This window comes from Serratia sp. A07, assembly GCF_058725505.1.
This window is the reverse complement of sequence record NZ_JBZXDO010000030.1, coordinates 37661-52573: the sequence shown is the minus strand read 5'-3', so window position 1 is coordinate 52573 and position 14913 is coordinate 37661. Positions and strand designations below refer to the sequence as shown.

Below are 14913 nucleotides of genomic sequence, written 5' to 3'. Positions count from 1 at the left end.
TTCCTGGGCACAGATCCGTATCAGTGCATTCTTTGCAAAGGCCGGTTGCGTTTTGCCGGCGCCATGGCGGGCGAGCACGCCACAAAAATGCTCTCTGACAGACTGCAGCGGATGGCTAAAAAACGATGGCTTCAGACCCCGTCTCTGGATAAGTGCGCCTGAAAAATGGTTTTTAGCTTAAAAACACGGCAAAACCGGCATTTTTCCGCATTACCCTGCGACAACCCTCACTATATGGAGAGATCCTTTTCCTGAATTCATGGTTAGGAAACTCAAAAAGGGGCGATTGAGTTTCCTAACCATGAACGGAATCACACCGGCGGCAACGAACCTGTCGTTCAAACTCCTTAACAAAGACGCCGGGGTGAAAGCACCGGGCTTTTTCACCCTCAGGCAAAAATTGCAGATCGCTTTTTTCCATACCTTCTTTCGCCGGGAATGCCACGACATTCAGCAGTTCAGTTTCTGTTTCAGTGCTCATAGCTTGCCTTCACTTCTGAGAATTGATTGCGTGCGGAAAACAGCTTCGGCGTGAAATAAGCGAAGCTCATCGCGGGAATAAGGTGTTTTTATGCGTCCATCGACAGCGGAATGACAGGCATCACAGCCCCACGCTCCCTGTTCGTCATCAGGTTTACATCCTGTGCCACACGTGCCAGCAAGCCGGTAATGAGCCAGTACAGTAGTTTCCGGGTTGAAATTACAGATACCAGGGATCCTCATCTGGCATTCGCGGCCACGCGCCTCTTTTCGGAGATTAACGGAACGCCTCATACTGCCACCCCGACCAACTTCATCGCTGCGCGTCGGACCTGCGACAGGAACATTTGCCCCATAGCCTCCAGTTCTTCTCGGCTGATATAACTGACCGCAGGTCCAGTCCACGATTTATCGAACACCACAATTGCACCCGCGAAGAAAGCACCTGTCGGTTTTTGCTTATCGTCTGCCGGCACAAACCAATCTGGGAGATCGAAGCCGATACGGCCACGAATAAACGCGATGTGATCGGCGTTCTCCGGCCACCAGCTTTCGCTCGTTGCGACTTTGATGAGGAAAACATAACGGCCACCGCACGCTCTCATGGCAAGAGTGTGTTGCAGGATATGGGTCATCCCGGTGATAAATTGGTTTTCATACTGCTGTGCGCGACTATAAGGAGGATTGGCGTAAGCAGCTCCGCCGAGTTCTGCCAGTCGAACCGACCAATCTTGAACCAGTGCGTTATCTTCAGCGGTGTAATACGACTCGCATTTAGCATTGTGGTCGTCAGCAAACAGATCCAGCGAGAACGGACCGAATTTCGCATTAATTCCCCACCAAAGGTCATCCGGTGTTCGCCATTGATCACCGACTTCCCTAAGCATGTGCGAATGGCGATTCTTTAGCTCTGCCAGTGCCTGGCAATATGGATTTTGGCTCATGCTGCGAACTCCAGCAGCTGCGCAGCTACATTCTCAACTTCGGATTGGGACGTAAATGAACGAAACAGGATGTGGTTCCACAAAACATTCAGCGCGGATTTATAAAGCTGCTGGAACTCGATTTCATCCATGTTTGCAAATGAGATCGATTTAGCGCGCCGGTTGCGGCTGCCATCGGGATAGACGTGTTCGGAGTAATATCCTGCCTGAATGGTTACCCACTCACGGTATGCATCGAACGATTTCAGTAGAACTAAGTCACCAGTGCGAGTATGCGCAGCGTCCGCCAGGTACAACTCGGCAGCATCTGCAAGCGCAACGTTATGTTGCTGGCCAACCTGCTGGCAAAGATAATCTACGAAGCCATTTACCAGCTTGCGCTCTTCTGGGAGGATTGCCCCGCCAGTCGGTGTCCAATAGTCAAAACCAAGCTGTAAGAGTTTGAAAAAACGTTTGTGGAATAGATAGTTACGAACGCGTTTAAAATCGGCGTGTATCCATTCACCGAGTTTAATACGCTGCACGAATTCGCTGGCCTCGGGGGTTGCCGGGGTCAGGATCGCAGGACCAATTTTTTGTAGCTGGATCTGTGCCATCTGAATACTCCGGTGGCACAGTGACTTCTCAGTAGGCTGTTCAGGCCTGTCTATAGATTATAGCGGATTACCAGCGTCATCAACAGTCGGTAGCCCCGCCATTTTTCGCGCTTCGCCCATTTGCTTTAAGCTGGTTACAAATTCATCAGGTCGCATGACAAAACCATAAATAAAATCGCCTGCCTCATTCCTGTAAAGCACTACTGGTCTTGTGCTGTTATTCAAGCCGCGAATTAAGTGGTCGGGTATGATCATCACTGTCTCCTGCATGTTCTATGGAGTCCGTCACTTTACTTCGCGTATTCCGATAGTTAAGCCGACACCCCAGACAATCTCAAACAGCGTGGGGCGGAGTTGAGATGTGAAGCATACAAACACTGTATATAATCACAGTTAATTTCACCAGTATCGATTCTTGGATATTTGATCAAACCGATAAAATTCAATTGGTTGATCAATTTTCGCTCTTTGCCATGATAGCCAGGGCAATGTTGTACTGGTGAGCGGGAATGTTCAGTGATAGGAATGAATGGGTGCTTGAGAGCCCAGGCTCAACAACAAAGAGTGGCGGGGATCACTCCCCGCCGTAGCTCTTACTTGGTTTCGTAAGCCATGTGAGCCACAATCTCCGTTCCGCCGCTTCGGAAGCTAACATCGCAGAGGTTATTTTTGTTGAGCAGCAGCGCCCCTAACAGGGCTATACTGACAACAATTAGCGCCATTAACGCCAGTTTTTGTGGCTCCATAGCCTTCTTCTCCTTGCCTTTCGGCATGCAAGAGGCTACCTTTATGTTGTTGACGCATAGAGGGCCTCGGGTTGATTGAAAAATCACTCGGGGCTTTTCTCTATCTGTCTTTCGCAAATGCTCGAGACAGATAGTCTCAAGCACCCGGCGTGAGTATACCCCACTTCACCCTAGATCCCAGATATTTAGCGTTATTCCTCGCCACCAATCATTATGGTGCATTTAGCATTGCGGCGCGGCAGGCGCTGATTGCGGCTTTTGCTTTGTCCCAAGCTTCGTGGTCGCGATCGGAAATGCGGATAACTTCCTCCATAACCTCAAGTAATTCCCCCGCCGCTGCTGGCGCTGGCTGGGGAATTAACGCTTTCAATTTTTCCAATCGCGCATCATTTTCACCCCTTTGCGCCGGCGTCATAGCCTCCAGTTCGGCCTCATACTCTTCTCGTCTCTTGAGAGCATCCAGCATGCTTTCAGTAGGCACGCCTTTTCCAAAAAGTAGGCCAGGCATGAGGCGTACAGGGCATGGCAACCTTTCCGGGAAAGCTGGCGCTGGCGGGGCGATGTAGAGCGGGGTAACACTCCTAGCCTGCCCCTCGTCAATTGCCCATTGCGGCGGAGCCTCGCGCTCAATAACGGGTTTAAAATTCTGCGGGCCTTCGCAGGTGATGCATGAGGCCCACTCATAGCTCCAGGCCACCGGCTGCGCATCACGCGGTGTTGGCGGGGCGGTGTAGAGCCAGTGAACCCCTTTGCCAAGTTGCGCACCGGCCTTTGTCCACGCGACGAGGTAGTCAGAACAGGTTTCGCTGCCGATATTCATCACCCCCACCGGCTGCGCATCACGCGGTGTTAGCAGGGCGTTGACATTGCATAGCGCAGCCCTCAGCCCGATTTTTATTTCTTCCAGGTCATCTTTACCAATGTCGCTATCAGTCAGCGCGCGGTGAAAATCAAGCGCCATCCCATCGGTAACCTGCACTGGCTGCGCCTCCCAGTTAGCCAGCAATGGTGCGACAACTTCATCGTAAATCGCCTCAGCTACGACATTTCTGCCGTCTCGAGCCCGCAGCCCAGACGCCACAGCGATTTTCTCAATCATTTCTGCTCTCAACTGCTCGGTCGTTAGTGTCCGTGTCATGGTTTACCTCCATCAATCTTTATCAAATATCGGTCATGCGCGATAATCCCCGCACAGTAGCGCCCCAGCTCCGAGCAATGCCATAATCTCGCTGGCGGTGTTAGCTCGGCGTCAATTATCAGTTGCGCGGCTTTGTACCTGGTGTACTCGAACCATTTACGCCATGCGCCGGCAGGCGTTGCGCTCACGCCAAAATTGACGCTATCTTTCTCACCAGGACGACCGCAGTACCACCACCCTCTACAAAACCAGAGCCTCGACTTGGCCGTTATTGTCATGCGTCACCTTCGGTGTTCTTCCGGTTGCAGTAGTGCCATCCCTCTGGATGGCTAGATACTTTGCCGCAAATCGCACATGGCTCGGTGTTTGCTTCCAGTTCGTTAAGTTCAGGCAACCGCACCTGCACAGCCAGCTTTTCGCGGAGTTCACAAATTTCCGCCTTCAAATCATCAGGGTCTTCCTCACTGACATACAACTGGTCATCGACAACCTGAACCCCGCAATCCTCAATACCCATGTCTTGACCGCGCCAACACCCATTGTCGTGGTCGTACCGCTCAACCCAGTAACTACCGTCCTTGTCACGCTCTGCCAGCGTGTAGCTGTCATATGGGCCGCCGTAAGTTGGCACCATCCCCTTGTCAGGGTGTGCAATCCACATGAAGAACTTACTACCGGTAATAGGGTCAGTGTCCGGACGCCATCCCTCTCCTCGATTACCTTTCTCGTGTTCCAACTCAGCAATGCGCTTTTTGTCAGCATCACGTTCAGCAAGTAATTCGAGAACGGCAGCAGGGTTTGCAGCAGCGATGAATTCCGCATCCTTACCAACACCACCGCTGGCTAATTGCCGGTGAAATGCATCAGATACCGTTGCCACGGGATGGGACTGGTTGCTGACAATCTTATTGCCTGCGCGGTTAATGCCCCACGGCCCAGGAGTTGCGGCCATTGCAGCCGCTTTCAGTTCGCTGAATTTATCCATTTTCATTTTTTACCTGCCTTATCACGCTGAAACTCGTAGAAGTCGCCACCGGCGTCCATGTGATGGATTAATTCCCGGTACTCATTTGCAATTGCCTGAGAAGATTTCAATTCATCAAGCAAAGTGGACACGTATTTTTTCGAGTAAAGCGGACTTGCATTTTCATCTTTCGCAGTGGAATGCATTTGCGGCGTACCATATGAAAAATCACCCGGTCCCATAACGCCATGGTCGAATACATACGCCACTGGCTGACTCAGCTTATTTTCCACGATTCCCCTCCCGTCCCTCTATTCTTCGTATGGCGTTCTTAAGCATGGTTTGCGCGTATAATCCAGGAGCCAGTGCTTTCGGTGCATCGGCGTACCCTGCTCTCACAAAAGCCGCTTTGGTTGTCAGGGGGGCAAGCTTTAAATTGTCGATTTGGTTATTGTCGTCATCGTTATCTAGATGAATAACCGTATACCCTGGCGGCAGAGGCCCATTAACACATTCCCAGACATAAACGTCTAAACGCACTAATTTTTTGTCTATGAGGATGCGGCGATTCTTGGTTGGAGGTGTGCCGAATTTACCCCACCCCCGAACCTTCATTGCTGTCCTGATTGAGGCAACGTTTTTGCTCTCCTCGAAATGCCTATTAAACCGCTCAGTTATTTCAGCATAGGTTAAGTGCTTATTAGAATACATAAAACTTAATTGTACTTCGGTGTAGCGTCGTTCTAACACCATCGTATTCCCTAAGCCTAGCGCTTTAATTTTATGCAGTACCGATACAGTTTCGAAGTTACACCCAAATTTATGATTTAATGCCTCGGTTATTTCACGATATGTATTCCCGCTACAATTTTCTTTCAGCCATAATATTTGCATGTCGGTGAATTTCCTCATTCTTCGATCCCCAACACTTTCGGAACCCGGCCAGCATAACCGTCATAAACAGCCTTCTGCGCGTCCAGTGCGATACGGTAGGTCTGGATCATAGTGCCAGCCACTTCCGATACTGCCTTGGCACGAGTGATCTCTTCCGCCAGCTCTTCACCCTTTAGCGATAAGTCGCCCAACCTTTCGAGCATCATGAATTGGTGGTTCACCAAGTCAGCGAGTGAGTTTTTCATGCAGTCCTCCCACATACGTCAGCCAGCGCCTGATCAAACATCTTGTGGATGCGGCAGAACTGCAACTCAAGTGAATTGAAATGCCACAGGGTTTTATCCCGTATACCGGTTTCGGTGCTCGCGTGGTAATTCACCTCGGCCCGTTCGATGAATTTTTCGGTTGCGCTGATCAGCTTGTACCGCGCCGTCGGCCCCCGCCCGCGTTTGGTGATTTCTACATCCGGCGATATGATCATCGACCGCAACCGAATCACCAGCTCTTGCCGCGTCATTGTGTTGGTAGGATGTGCAGCCTTGACCGCTGCGAAAATTTCAGTGGTGCTCAGTTCTTTGCCCTGAATAAGCTCCACAAGCTGCTTTGCTGTAACTCTGGTCATTTGTCATGCCTCGGCTATTTCACTTTGTTGTTACTCATGCCAGCGCGGATCCGCGCCAACATTTCCATGCCCTTACGCTGATAGCGCCCGTCCGTGTCAGCGACTTGTGCGTCGCCCGGTGGCCTGTTGTCCAGCTCTTTTGTTTTTCGCACTGGCGGTATGGAGAAGCCCATTTCCACTTGCTTTGCCCACTTCGCCAGCAACCGGCCGGCCAATGCAGCAAGTTCGTTATGTCCCAGCTTGCGCCCAACGCCAGCACGGCGGAGCTCCGGGCAAATCTGGAACAGCACAGGGTGGCGCCAGTCGAAACTTTCTGCACTGTCGAAACGCCAAGATTCGTTACGCCAGCGATGGTACTCAGCCATGACGTCGTCCGCCGTCAGGCCGAACGGGTTGGCCGTACACTCGCCAACGATCGCGGTAAATTCCGCAAGGTCAGGCGGCCAGTGGTTACCGGCGCTGCATCGCTCCATGCACCGTCGCGCGGCGTAGGCCAATTGGTCATCCGAGAATTTCGAAATCGTCTGGCCCCAGATCGTGGATGGTGCTGCCCCGTTCTTGCTCACCCAGCGGTTGGCGTATATCCCCACCATCGTCTCCCAAAGGAGCCAAGCCTTGGCTAACCCGCCACTCGTTGTGCCGGGCCCGTACCTGCTCGAAGGCGTTAGCATTCGCGGTGTTTTGTTTTGCATGTAAACCTCCTGATTTTTTGGTTTTTGTGTGTTTTCGGTAGCGTTGAACACTCCGAGCAAATTTCTGTTCCCACTGGGCCTGATTAAATACCTGCCCTCCGGCACTCCAGAACAAAACAAAATCTTCCAGCTCTTCCGGGGTGTATTCCTGCTGCGATAATCCCGTTGGCGACCAACCGTCAAATATCTGGAATGGCTGACCATCAGGCGAAAACTCCCCTTCGCGCGCCTGCGCGTTGTGTGGGGTTTTATCTTTTAGATCTATATCTTTATCTGGATCTATATTTGTAGCTGTCGTAGCTACTACAGTATTCGCACTACCGTATCGATCGTAGTTACTACGATAGCTATCTACATAGTTGGAGATATCATCTACAGTAGTTACCTCCCCCGCTACAACAGCTAGAATTAGCGAATTAATACATTCATTTTTAACAAACCAACTATTTTCTTTTTCGTGGTCTGAAAGTATCGTAGCTACGGAAATTTTCGGTTTACCTACGAGATTTATCGTAGCTACTACGCCCAGAGAGCTACCGTAGCTACTACGTAGTTCGCTAAGTCTCGCCCAAGGATTTTTTGAGTAGCCTATTTTCACTACATCCAAATCCTTGCTAGTGATAAAGTAAATCTTCCCTTTATAGTCCCCTGAAGAATCGCTACCAGAAAATTTCTTTCCTTTCGGGGATGAAGTAACGTTCTCCATATCGCGCTCAATTCTGAGGTGTACCCAACTTTCATCAGTACACTCAAAAAACTCCGAGAGAACCTCTGCAATCTCCGGCCATCTTTCCTTTGAAACCCGTGCGATCTTAGCCAGGCGGTTTTTGGGTATCGGCCTTCCCGTCTGCCAATAGTTAAACATCAGCAACAAATACGCCCCATGCTCTTCAGTAGACAGATGCATGGTATCTGCTAGATAATCAGCAATGTATAATTGCATGTAGGGCAATGCAGCCATAATGAGCCCTTGTATTTAACAAACAATTGGATAAAGTATGAGCACTTTTATAGCAATACCTCATCGCCCAGAAGTCGCAGTGAAATACGAAAAACAAGAGGAAGTTGTCACTATTAGCGTTGACGAATGCCCTAATGTTTCCGACCCACAGCTGGAGATTTTCCAAGAAATCGTTATCCCGGTAGAATATATCCCCGGTCTGATTAGCGCCCTTCAAGAGGCTTACGAATACGCCACCACTGAGAAACCCTAAGCGGCTTTCAGTTTTACGCATAACTTCCCCGGTATATTTCCCGCGTTTCGGCGCAACAAAGCAGTTCAATAGCTGATTTGATTGCAATGAACGCGGATATAGCTTCATTGATTTCTTTAAGTGCAGCAGCCGGGGCGGCACCTAGATTCACCGCATTGACAGCTGCAATGCCCTCTTTTGCGGCGACAGCAGCCAACAGCACAGGATCGTTTGGGGCTTCGATACGTGCGCGTCTCTCCGTAGGTAAAGCAGCCAGTACCGCTGACCGAAGTTTTTCAGCTTGAGGCGCGTACCTAGGGCCGTCATAACCGCGAAAGATCCTCTTTATGCGCTGAATGGCGTTACCCAACCCCTTACCTGTATCAACGGCTGGAAGAATCTCACCACCTCCAGCAGCGTGATACTGTTTCGCCACTGCTAGCCCAACGGTTTTCCAGCCATCCACAAGGGCCCAGGCTTCCAGTTCAGCTGCTACTGACTCAATCGGAGGACTGATTTTCATGATTCAGTTCCCCTGATCGCTTTGCTTTACGATGTGCGTCATAAACAGCTGAGTCATACACCAACACCCCGCCGGACGCTTCAACAAGCCGCGCGGTTCGCCCCTCGGGAACCAGCTCCCCCCACTGAGAAACAGCAGAAGGATCAACACCAGCAGCAAGAGCTACTTTAGATTTATTACCAAAAAAATTTATTGCATCTGACTTCAACATACTCCCTCCGACAAAATTGAGATTTCTCAATAATAGTTAGATGAGGAATCTCAAGTCAAGAGTATTTAAGATAACTAAATATGAGTGAGATAACGCTAGGCCAAAGAATCCGTCAAAGACGCAAACAAATCGGTATGAATCAGCGGGAGCTGAGCAAAGCCGCTGGTGTCTCGTATTCATCAATTTCGCTATGGGAAGGTGACAACACCGCGCCTCGTGGCGGAAATTTGCACAAACTAGCAAAAGCACTGCAATGTTCTCCGACCTGGATTCTCTTTGGTGATGAAGATAAAACACCTGGAGAGGCCCGCCCCTATGATAAGCAAGCACAACTTACGGCAGATGAGCAGGAGCTTTTACAGCTCTACAGATCCTTACCGGAATCTGAGCAAATTTCTCAACGTAACGAGTTAAAAGCACGAGTTGAAAATTTCAATCGTTTGTTCAATGAGCTTTTAGAAGCTCGTAAACGTAGTTCCCAGAACTAACCTCTCCTACCGTCTAAAAAATAAAACCATTAATTTCAATCCATTAGCTAACGCACGCCATTAAAATTGAGTTTTCTCAATAAAAACTGTTGATTTTTTCTGTTGAGAAAACTAAATTCAATCCATCGAAACCACACAGTGATTTCTCAGGTAACAAGTTCCGCCAGCCTGGCGACAAAGGCAAAGCACACAACAGAGGGTTACGCGATGTTCGACATTACAAAAACCACCTTCAACATGGCGCAGAAACGCGGGCTCACGCTGACCGTGGGAAAACTTGATAGCGAGCATTGCCTCTGCGTCTGGGAATCCCAAAACGATATGGAATGGCTGTTCAGTTACACGTTGACAGGTGCGGGACTGCAATGGAGAGCGAATGTTTATCTGCCGCATGAACTAAAGGAAGAACTGCCAGCGCTGATTCCTAACGAGAAGAAACTGCGCGAAATGGTCGATTTCATCGGTATAAACCGCCATCTAATCAACTAACCCCCGTCGTGTCCTGCGGGGATCACAAATAAGAACATTATTTTGGAGGAAATATCATGTATGGAACACAAGAAGTAATTCGCCAATGCGTCCTTCCTGGCATGTTAGTGAAGCATCAGGGAAAGACGTGGCGAGCATCAGCAAATACTCGCGGGAAGTTATATTTATTCAACCTGACAGAATCAAAACGGATTTCAGACTATCTAGTTGAAATATGTCTCGACTCACGAGGCCAACCACTAATTCACTAATAATTTGAATGGCATGAGCACAGAAACCCTATTATTAATTTCTTTTTTATTTTTCGTTGTTGTTTCAGTAGTCGCTATGGGATTAGTTATCCCCTTTATGATTCAAATTGATGTTTGCGGGTGTAATACCGACCGCGATTTATAGTTGTAATTAGATACCTTTTTAAATACCGATAACCCGGTAGGGATTATCACAATCTAAATTCATTCTGGAGCTAATCATGGAATCATTAAATTTTGCAGTTGAGTTTAAATCTGATGTTGTTATCAAAATGGCAGATCGTGAAGTCCGCCAAATCAGCATTGCGGGTAATACCATTGGGTACATCGCAATTAACGATGAAACAGTTACCCCATTTACTGCTGCTGGTGAATGCCCTGAGGTCGACTGTGTTACCTGTGCGGCGAAATCCCTCTTCTCGGCACATACCGGAATCCCAGTTGAAGGCGTTGAACTTGCTAAGGCGGGCAATAAACGTGGTTCCCTTTTTGAAGGCGCGATTATGGCTGCAATTATGAAGTCAGCAATGAACAGCTCACGCTCAGTAAATTGATTTCTGCGCCCCGGAAACGGGGCCATTTATCCGCATAAGTATTCTTTCAGTGCTTAACCTGATAAATGAGGATTCTAAATTGGATATTACGCTTGGATTTAAAAGACTATCACTCATTAACGGTGAGAACGTCACATTAAGTATAGCCCCTAGCGCAATGAAGAAGATGATCATGGAGTTACTTTCCGAAGGTTATCTTACCACGGAGGATCTTGCCATTTACATGATTGAGCAATTATCTGTTTGTGATAGTGAAAGCCTCAATCACGTATTACCAGAAGACACCGTAAAGAAATTAATTTCGACTTATGAATCCGTAAAAAATGGAGAGGACAATGTCTGACAAACAATTATATACAGCATGCTGGTATCCCAGCGAACAAACAGCTGAAGAAAATGGCGCTCGTCGTGTTGCATATTCCTTCTATGCAGCTAACGAGAAACAAGCCCGAGCCAAAGCAACGCTTCATTTTATGGAGCAATTCCCTGATGCCGACGATGCAGAGTTCGACTTAAAAATTTACGTTGTGCAGGAATGAATCCCCTGCCCTGAGGTCGAGACTTGGGATGAAGGCTTCTTATATGAGAATAACTGGAATGACGAGCTGGGTTATCCAGAATCAAAATCCGATAACGGTCTTGTTGATTTCAGTAAATTGTCTGAGTCACTTAGTATCGATGTTTTGGTGAAATACCACACGACCGAAATTACCAATGAACAACTTTCCGGCGCACTTGAAGCCCCAGAGGATGCAGCGAGTAACTTTGACAGTCATATTGCCGACGCCATTAAAAAGACGCCAGCAGTTGCGAAAATGTACCCTGAGCGAATCTTAGACGCGATCGATTATATCCGGGAGAAATGCCCTCCTACCAAGAAGTGGCCTGAGATAAAAGCGGTTCTGGCCGGTTGGCTGAGCAAGCGCAATGACGAGCGTAAAGAAGAAGCCTCCACGTCAGGATTGCAAACTGTGAGTGCACAGCAGAACGCAGCCGATGAAACGCTGCGTGTACCCTCTGGCGCGACTGCCGGCGGCGGTAATCTGACAGACCGAGGTGAAGGTTTTAAGCACGATTTCGATTCTCTCGCACTTGAAATCGCCCTTGGCCGCATAGCACGTTCCATGGATTTCGATATCTACAATTTGCGTAGCGCGCACATTAACCGTGCACGCGACATGATCAAACTAAAAGAGCGCCCATTTCCCGCGCTGTTCAGCGCATACCGCAACGCACCGGGCATTCTGGACTACTCACGCGCCATCATTATCTACTCGGTTAAAACCGCGCCTGACAACATCGAGGCCACACCAGGGAAATTGACCGAGTACATTAATAAAACACTGACCGAAACCGATCACGCGAACCCGGACCCACACATCGTTGCTGTTGCTTGTGGGATCACTGGTGAGACTTATAACAATGAAGAAAGCGAACAGAACTCGGCGAGCGCTGCTGGCGCACTGGCAGATGAGCAGGCAGCGATCAGCACAATGGGAGCACAACAACCAGATGCGAACGCTGCGCCGGAAAATCTGGAAGATGGATCACAGGTAGAACGCACCGGCCCGTTTTACTACCGTACCGCTGATGGGCAAGTTGGCCGCGCAAATAAGCTTGCGAAGCTGGATCTCGTACTCGCCCAGGGATGTGAGGAGATCACCAAAGAAGAATACCAGTCACTGAAGGACAGTCCACCGGCACAGCGTCAAAACGGAGACGAACAGCAATTAGCAAAGAACGGCCGTAATGGAATCTATTCTGTTGAAGAACTAACAGGCGAGCAGCAACAAACTAAAGGCGCAGCCTCCTCAAATGAGGATGAAAAAACGGAAGTGCTTCCCGCTCAACCGGAACCACCCGCGTTCCAATCTATCGCTTCCGACCTGGAAAAAGACCTCGCGGAGAAAGACGGAGAGAGCCGGGACAATCTTAAAATTTGGCGCAGCGTCATGCGCACCGATCCGCGCTACACAAAAGACCTGGCTGGTGTTGGTTTTGACGGAACGAGCATCAATGCTGAGTACATGATTATGCGTGCCACTGAAATCTTCGGGCCCGTCGGTACCGGTTGGGGGTTTGAAGTGATGGAAGATCGCATGATCCCCGGCGCACCAATGAGCGAAGCGATCTACGAAGACAAAAAATTTATCGGCAACCGCATATTGCGAGATGGTGACGGGACACTGATCACAGAGCAAAACCACAGCATTAAAATTAAATTTTGGTACGCAATTGAAGGTGATGTGCGCGGCGAAGTAGAAGCATATGGCGCAACAAAATACCTATACAAAACCCAGCGCGGAATTACTTGTGATGGCGAAGCGCAGAAAAAATCACTCACCGATGCCATCAAGAAAGCACTCTCGCTGCTCGGTTTCTCCGCTGATGTGTGGCTGGGACTGTATGACCAGGCCGAATATAAGCAAGAGAACGCCATCCGGTTCGACCTCATTAATGCCAGCGATAAGGCCGAGGACGTAACACTTATTCGTAAAGAACTGGACGAGAAATTTAAAGCCAACACCAAAAGCATGCGTGAGGCAGTTACACCAAATGAAATTTCCGGCATTGCTTCATCGCTCACTCGAGTCATGGGCATTCACCTAAAAGATGCTCGCGAAAGGGGTGACGCAGAATACGCCAAATACATTGAAGGCCGCTTGCGCCGTCTCGAAGAAGTTAAATCCGAATGCCTCACTAAATTGCAGGAGAAAGCAGCATGAACGCTCGTACAATCGACTTAGCCTTAGAAATTAGCAAACTGGAGTCTCTCGCAGCTGAAGGTGGGGAACTTACCCCTGAAATGATCGCCGATACCCTCGAAGGCATTGAAGGGATGATGGAGGATAAATTTGATGCCACCATGAGTGTTATTAGAGATTTCGAAGCCAAGGCAGATGCCTGTAAAAAAGAAGCAGCTCGGATAGCTGAACGTAAAAAGCATTGGGACCGTCAGTCTTTCGCACTTAAAAAGTACCTGCTGGAGTGCCTTCAACTTTCAGAACGCACAACATTTAAAACAACATTGAATACCTTTACTGCCCGAAAAGGTAGCGCGAGCCTTGTTATTGATGACGTTGATATGCTGCCAGATGGATTCGTTGAGTCGCATACGGAAGTCATTAACGATGTGCAGAACGACAAGATAAAAAAAGTACTTATGGAAGCTTTAAAAACAGTGGAGGAAATGAAGAAAAAAGGCGAAGTGCCACCACCAGAAATTTTAAACCCTGTGCCGGGCGCACACTTGGAAATAGGCGCAACAACACTTCAAGTGCGCTAATCCAGATGCGGTCAGAAATGACCGCTTACTGAGAAACTTAAAATGAGCGACAACACCGACAGCCTTTTATTTCCGAGAAGAACCGAGCCAGATGACTTCAAAGACCACACATTGCATATCATCTGGCAAATGCGAAACGGCTACCGCCGTCACTATGGAATTGTTGAACTGCCACCTGAGTTAAAAAGGCACAACATCTCAAAATTAGGATATAGAAAATGAAACGTGAAGAAATTATTGAAGCGATCGCCTCCGCATCAGAATTACGCCACCGCGACGGTCGCGATGTTGTTGCTAACCGTATTTACTCCATGATTGAGGCAGGAAAAATCCCAGGGGTAATGCTAGCCACAGCCGATGTGCAACAGTTTATGAAAGAAAACCATGCCATGCGTAAGGCAATCGCCTTTGCTATTGCACCAGGAATATGGATTCAGCGAGAAGAAGACATATTCCAGTATTGCAACAAGGTTTGGTATGCCGACGTGTTGATACAAGCGATCAGCAAGGAGAACACCGATGAACAATAAACCGGTGTATCGCTCTGAATTATCTGTATACGACGGGGTGCAGCTCTTGCGTATATGGGACTTGTATGACGATGTCAATCCCACAATGACCGTGACCAACGGCGCAGAGCTGGTCTTGTCCGAACTCCAAGCCACATTAGGCACGCTGCCGGTGCTCATTATCTACAAAGACAGCAGCGGTGAGTGGGACCGCCTTGTGTGGGATGGTCGGTTTGCCGCGTTCCGATCGGTAATGCCAGGAATGCCGCAGACGGGTGATGATGAAACAGCCATGACAGCAGCAGTAATAACGTTTAAGAAGGAGGGGTAAGC

28 protein-coding genes and 2 pseudogenes are annotated in these 14913 nt (G+C 48.9%); 14 read left to right on the top strand and 16 right to left on the bottom strand.

Annotation, left to right across the window (positions count from 1 at the left end; all coding sequences use genetic code 11):
- Nucleotides 1–162 (top strand): annotated as a pseudogene (locus AC4PR2_RS22370) (IS91 family transposase); the annotation flags it as partial.
- A gap of 139 nt (nucleotides 163–301) precedes the next feature.
- Complete coding sequence (locus AC4PR2_RS22365; RefSeq protein WP_492175489.1) at nucleotides 302–535, top strand: hypothetical protein; 234 nt, start codon at nucleotides 302–304, stop codon at nucleotides 533–535.
- Here the strand turns inward: AC4PR2_RS22365 and AC4PR2_RS22360 are convergent.
- From AC4PR2_RS22360 to AC4PR2_RS22295, 14 genes and pseudogenes are all read right to left on the bottom strand, one after another.
- On the bottom strand, nucleotides 478–774 hold the full coding sequence (locus AC4PR2_RS22360; protein ID WP_492175487.1) for a DUF1364 domain-containing protein: 297 nt from the start codon (nucleotides 772–774) through the stop codon (nucleotides 478–480). The two genes, AC4PR2_RS22365 and AC4PR2_RS22360, sit on opposite strands and share 58 nt — an antisense overlap.
- The gene (locus AC4PR2_RS22355; RefSeq protein ID WP_492175486.1) at nucleotides 771–1424 is read right to left on the bottom strand and encodes a phage N-6-adenine-methyltransferase; all 654 of its coding nucleotides are present in this window, start codon (nucleotides 1422–1424) and stop codon (nucleotides 771–773) included. The genes AC4PR2_RS22360 and AC4PR2_RS22355 overlap by 4 nt, the downstream gene beginning before the upstream one ends.
- Nucleotides 1421–2020, bottom strand: a complete 600-nt coding sequence (locus AC4PR2_RS22350; RefSeq protein ID WP_492175485.1) for a DUF1367 family protein — start codon at nucleotides 2018–2020, stop codon at nucleotides 1421–1423. The genes AC4PR2_RS22355 and AC4PR2_RS22350 overlap by 4 nt, the downstream gene beginning before the upstream one ends.
- A 57-nt stretch (nucleotides 2021–2077) precedes the next feature.
- Nucleotides 2078–2275, bottom strand: coding sequence for a hypothetical protein (locus AC4PR2_RS22345; protein ID WP_440530584.1), 198 nt, complete (start codon nucleotides 2273–2275; stop codon nucleotides 2078–2080).
- Between the two features lie 338 nt (nucleotides 2276–2613).
- Nucleotides 2614–2793: a Hok/Gef family protein gene (locus AC4PR2_RS22340; protein ID WP_447908158.1), complete on the bottom strand. Its 180-nt coding sequence runs from the start codon at nucleotides 2791–2793 to the stop codon at nucleotides 2614–2616.
- A 184-nt stretch (nucleotides 2794–2977) separates the two neighbouring features.
- Complete coding sequence (locus tag AC4PR2_RS22335) at nucleotides 2978–3904, bottom strand: hypothetical protein (RefSeq protein WP_492175484.1); 927 nt, start codon at nucleotides 3902–3904, stop codon at nucleotides 2978–2980.
- Nucleotides 3905–4178: 274 nt separating this feature from the next.
- Nucleotides 4179–4895, bottom strand: coding sequence for an ead/Ea22-like family protein (locus AC4PR2_RS22330; RefSeq protein WP_492175483.1), 717 nt, complete (start codon nucleotides 4893–4895; stop codon nucleotides 4179–4181).
- A complete protein-coding gene (locus tag AC4PR2_RS22325; RefSeq protein WP_492175482.1) occupies nucleotides 4892–5161 on the bottom strand; it encodes a hypothetical protein in 270 nt (89 codons plus the stop codon). Before AC4PR2_RS22325 ends, AC4PR2_RS22330 begins: the two co-directional genes overlap by 4 nt.
- Entirely contained in the window at nucleotides 5151–5780 is a 630-nt protein-coding gene (locus AC4PR2_RS22320) for an HNH endonuclease (RefSeq protein WP_492175481.1), read from the bottom strand. Before AC4PR2_RS22320 ends, AC4PR2_RS22325 begins: the two co-directional genes overlap by 11 nt.
- Complete coding sequence (locus AC4PR2_RS22315) at nucleotides 5777–6007, bottom strand: hypothetical protein (RefSeq protein WP_492175480.1); 231 nt, start codon at nucleotides 6005–6007, stop codon at nucleotides 5777–5779. The genes AC4PR2_RS22320 and AC4PR2_RS22315 overlap by 4 nt, the downstream gene beginning before the upstream one ends.
- On the bottom strand, nucleotides 6004–6384 hold the full coding sequence (locus AC4PR2_RS22310) for a hypothetical protein (RefSeq protein ID WP_492175479.1): 381 nt from the start codon (nucleotides 6382–6384) through the stop codon (nucleotides 6004–6006). Before AC4PR2_RS22310 ends, AC4PR2_RS22315 begins: the two co-directional genes overlap by 4 nt.
- Before the next feature lie 14 nt (nucleotides 6385–6398).
- Complete coding sequence (locus AC4PR2_RS22305; protein ID WP_492175477.1) at nucleotides 6399–6857, bottom strand: replication protein P; 459 nt, start codon at nucleotides 6855–6857, stop codon at nucleotides 6399–6401.
- Between the two features lie 28 nt (nucleotides 6858–6885).
- A complete protein-coding gene (locus AC4PR2_RS22300) occupies nucleotides 6886–7674 on the bottom strand; it encodes a DnaT-like ssDNA-binding domain-containing protein (protein ID WP_492175488.1) in 789 nt (262 codons plus the stop codon).
- A gap of 54 nt (nucleotides 7675–7728) precedes the next feature.
- Nucleotides 7729–8037, bottom strand: a pseudogene (locus AC4PR2_RS22295) (YdaU family protein); the annotation flags it as partial.
- A 37-nt stretch (nucleotides 8038–8074) separates the two neighbouring features.
- Here AC4PR2_RS22295 and AC4PR2_RS22290 point away from each other — a divergent pair.
- A complete protein-coding gene (locus tag AC4PR2_RS22290) occupies nucleotides 8075–8290 on the top strand; it encodes a hypothetical protein (protein ID WP_492175476.1) in 216 nt (71 codons plus the stop codon).
- Nucleotides 8291–8303: 13 nt separating this feature from the next.
- On the opposite strand, the gene AC4PR2_RS22285 is transcribed toward AC4PR2_RS22290, so the two are convergent.
- A complete protein-coding gene (locus tag AC4PR2_RS22285; protein WP_492175475.1) occupies nucleotides 8304–8792 on the bottom strand; it encodes a toxin YdaT family protein in 489 nt (162 codons plus the stop codon).
- Nucleotides 8770–9003 (bottom strand): Cro/CI family transcriptional regulator, encoded by a 234-nt coding sequence (locus tag AC4PR2_RS22280; RefSeq protein WP_492175474.1) that lies wholly within the window; start codon nucleotides 9001–9003, stop codon nucleotides 8770–8772. Before AC4PR2_RS22280 ends, AC4PR2_RS22285 begins: the two co-directional genes overlap by 23 nt.
- An 80-nt stretch (nucleotides 9004–9083) precedes the next feature.
- Here AC4PR2_RS22280 and AC4PR2_RS22275 point away from each other — a divergent pair, with 80 nt between their 5' ends.
- From AC4PR2_RS22275 to AC4PR2_RS22225, 11 genes are all read left to right on the top strand, one after another.
- Nucleotides 9084–9491: a helix-turn-helix domain-containing protein gene (locus tag AC4PR2_RS22275; RefSeq protein WP_492175473.1), complete on the top strand. Its 408-nt coding sequence runs from the start codon at nucleotides 9084–9086 to the stop codon at nucleotides 9489–9491.
- A gap of 207 nt (nucleotides 9492–9698) precedes the next feature.
- Entirely contained in the window at nucleotides 9699–9980 is a 282-nt protein-coding gene (locus AC4PR2_RS22270) for a hypothetical protein (RefSeq protein WP_492175472.1), read from the top strand.
- 56 nt (nucleotides 9981–10036) lie between these two features.
- Complete coding sequence (locus tag AC4PR2_RS22265) at nucleotides 10037–10231, top strand: hypothetical protein (protein WP_492175471.1); 195 nt, start codon at nucleotides 10037–10039, stop codon at nucleotides 10229–10231.
- Nucleotides 10232–10452: 221 nt separating this feature from the next.
- On the top strand, nucleotides 10453–10785 hold the full coding sequence (locus tag AC4PR2_RS22260) for a hypothetical protein (RefSeq protein ID WP_492175470.1): 333 nt from the start codon (nucleotides 10453–10455) through the stop codon (nucleotides 10783–10785).
- Nucleotides 10786–10864: 79 nt separating this feature from the next.
- Nucleotides 10865–11128, top strand: coding sequence for a hypothetical protein (locus AC4PR2_RS22255; RefSeq protein ID WP_492175469.1), 264 nt, complete (start codon nucleotides 10865–10867; stop codon nucleotides 11126–11128).
- Nucleotides 11121–11324 (top strand): phage-associated endonuclease, encoded by a 204-nt coding sequence (locus AC4PR2_RS22250; protein ID WP_492175468.1) that lies wholly within the window; start codon nucleotides 11121–11123, stop codon nucleotides 11322–11324. The genes AC4PR2_RS22255 and AC4PR2_RS22250 overlap by 8 nt, the downstream gene beginning before the upstream one ends.
- A gap of 117 nt (nucleotides 11325–11441) precedes the next feature.
- Entirely contained in the window at nucleotides 11442–13511 is a 2070-nt protein-coding gene (locus tag AC4PR2_RS22245) for a RecE-related exodeoxyribonuclease (protein ID WP_492175467.1), read from the top strand.
- Nucleotides 13508–14071 (top strand): siphovirus Gp157 family protein, encoded by a 564-nt coding sequence (locus AC4PR2_RS22240; protein WP_492175466.1) that lies wholly within the window; start codon nucleotides 13508–13510, stop codon nucleotides 14069–14071. Before AC4PR2_RS22245 ends, AC4PR2_RS22240 begins: the two co-directional genes overlap by 4 nt.
- A gap of 42 nt (nucleotides 14072–14113) precedes the next feature.
- On the top strand, nucleotides 14114–14293 hold the full coding sequence (locus tag AC4PR2_RS22235; protein ID WP_492175465.1) for a hypothetical protein: 180 nt from the start codon (nucleotides 14114–14116) through the stop codon (nucleotides 14291–14293).
- Nucleotides 14290–14601, top strand: coding sequence for a hypothetical protein (locus AC4PR2_RS22230; RefSeq protein ID WP_492175464.1), 312 nt, complete (start codon nucleotides 14290–14292; stop codon nucleotides 14599–14601). The genes AC4PR2_RS22235 and AC4PR2_RS22230 overlap by 4 nt, the downstream gene beginning before the upstream one ends.
- Nucleotides 14591–14911, top strand: a complete 321-nt coding sequence (locus AC4PR2_RS22225; protein ID WP_492175463.1) for a hypothetical protein — start codon at nucleotides 14591–14593, stop codon at nucleotides 14909–14911. Before AC4PR2_RS22230 ends, AC4PR2_RS22225 begins: the two co-directional genes overlap by 11 nt.
- The last annotated feature ends 2 nt before the right edge of the window (nucleotides 14912–14913 follow it).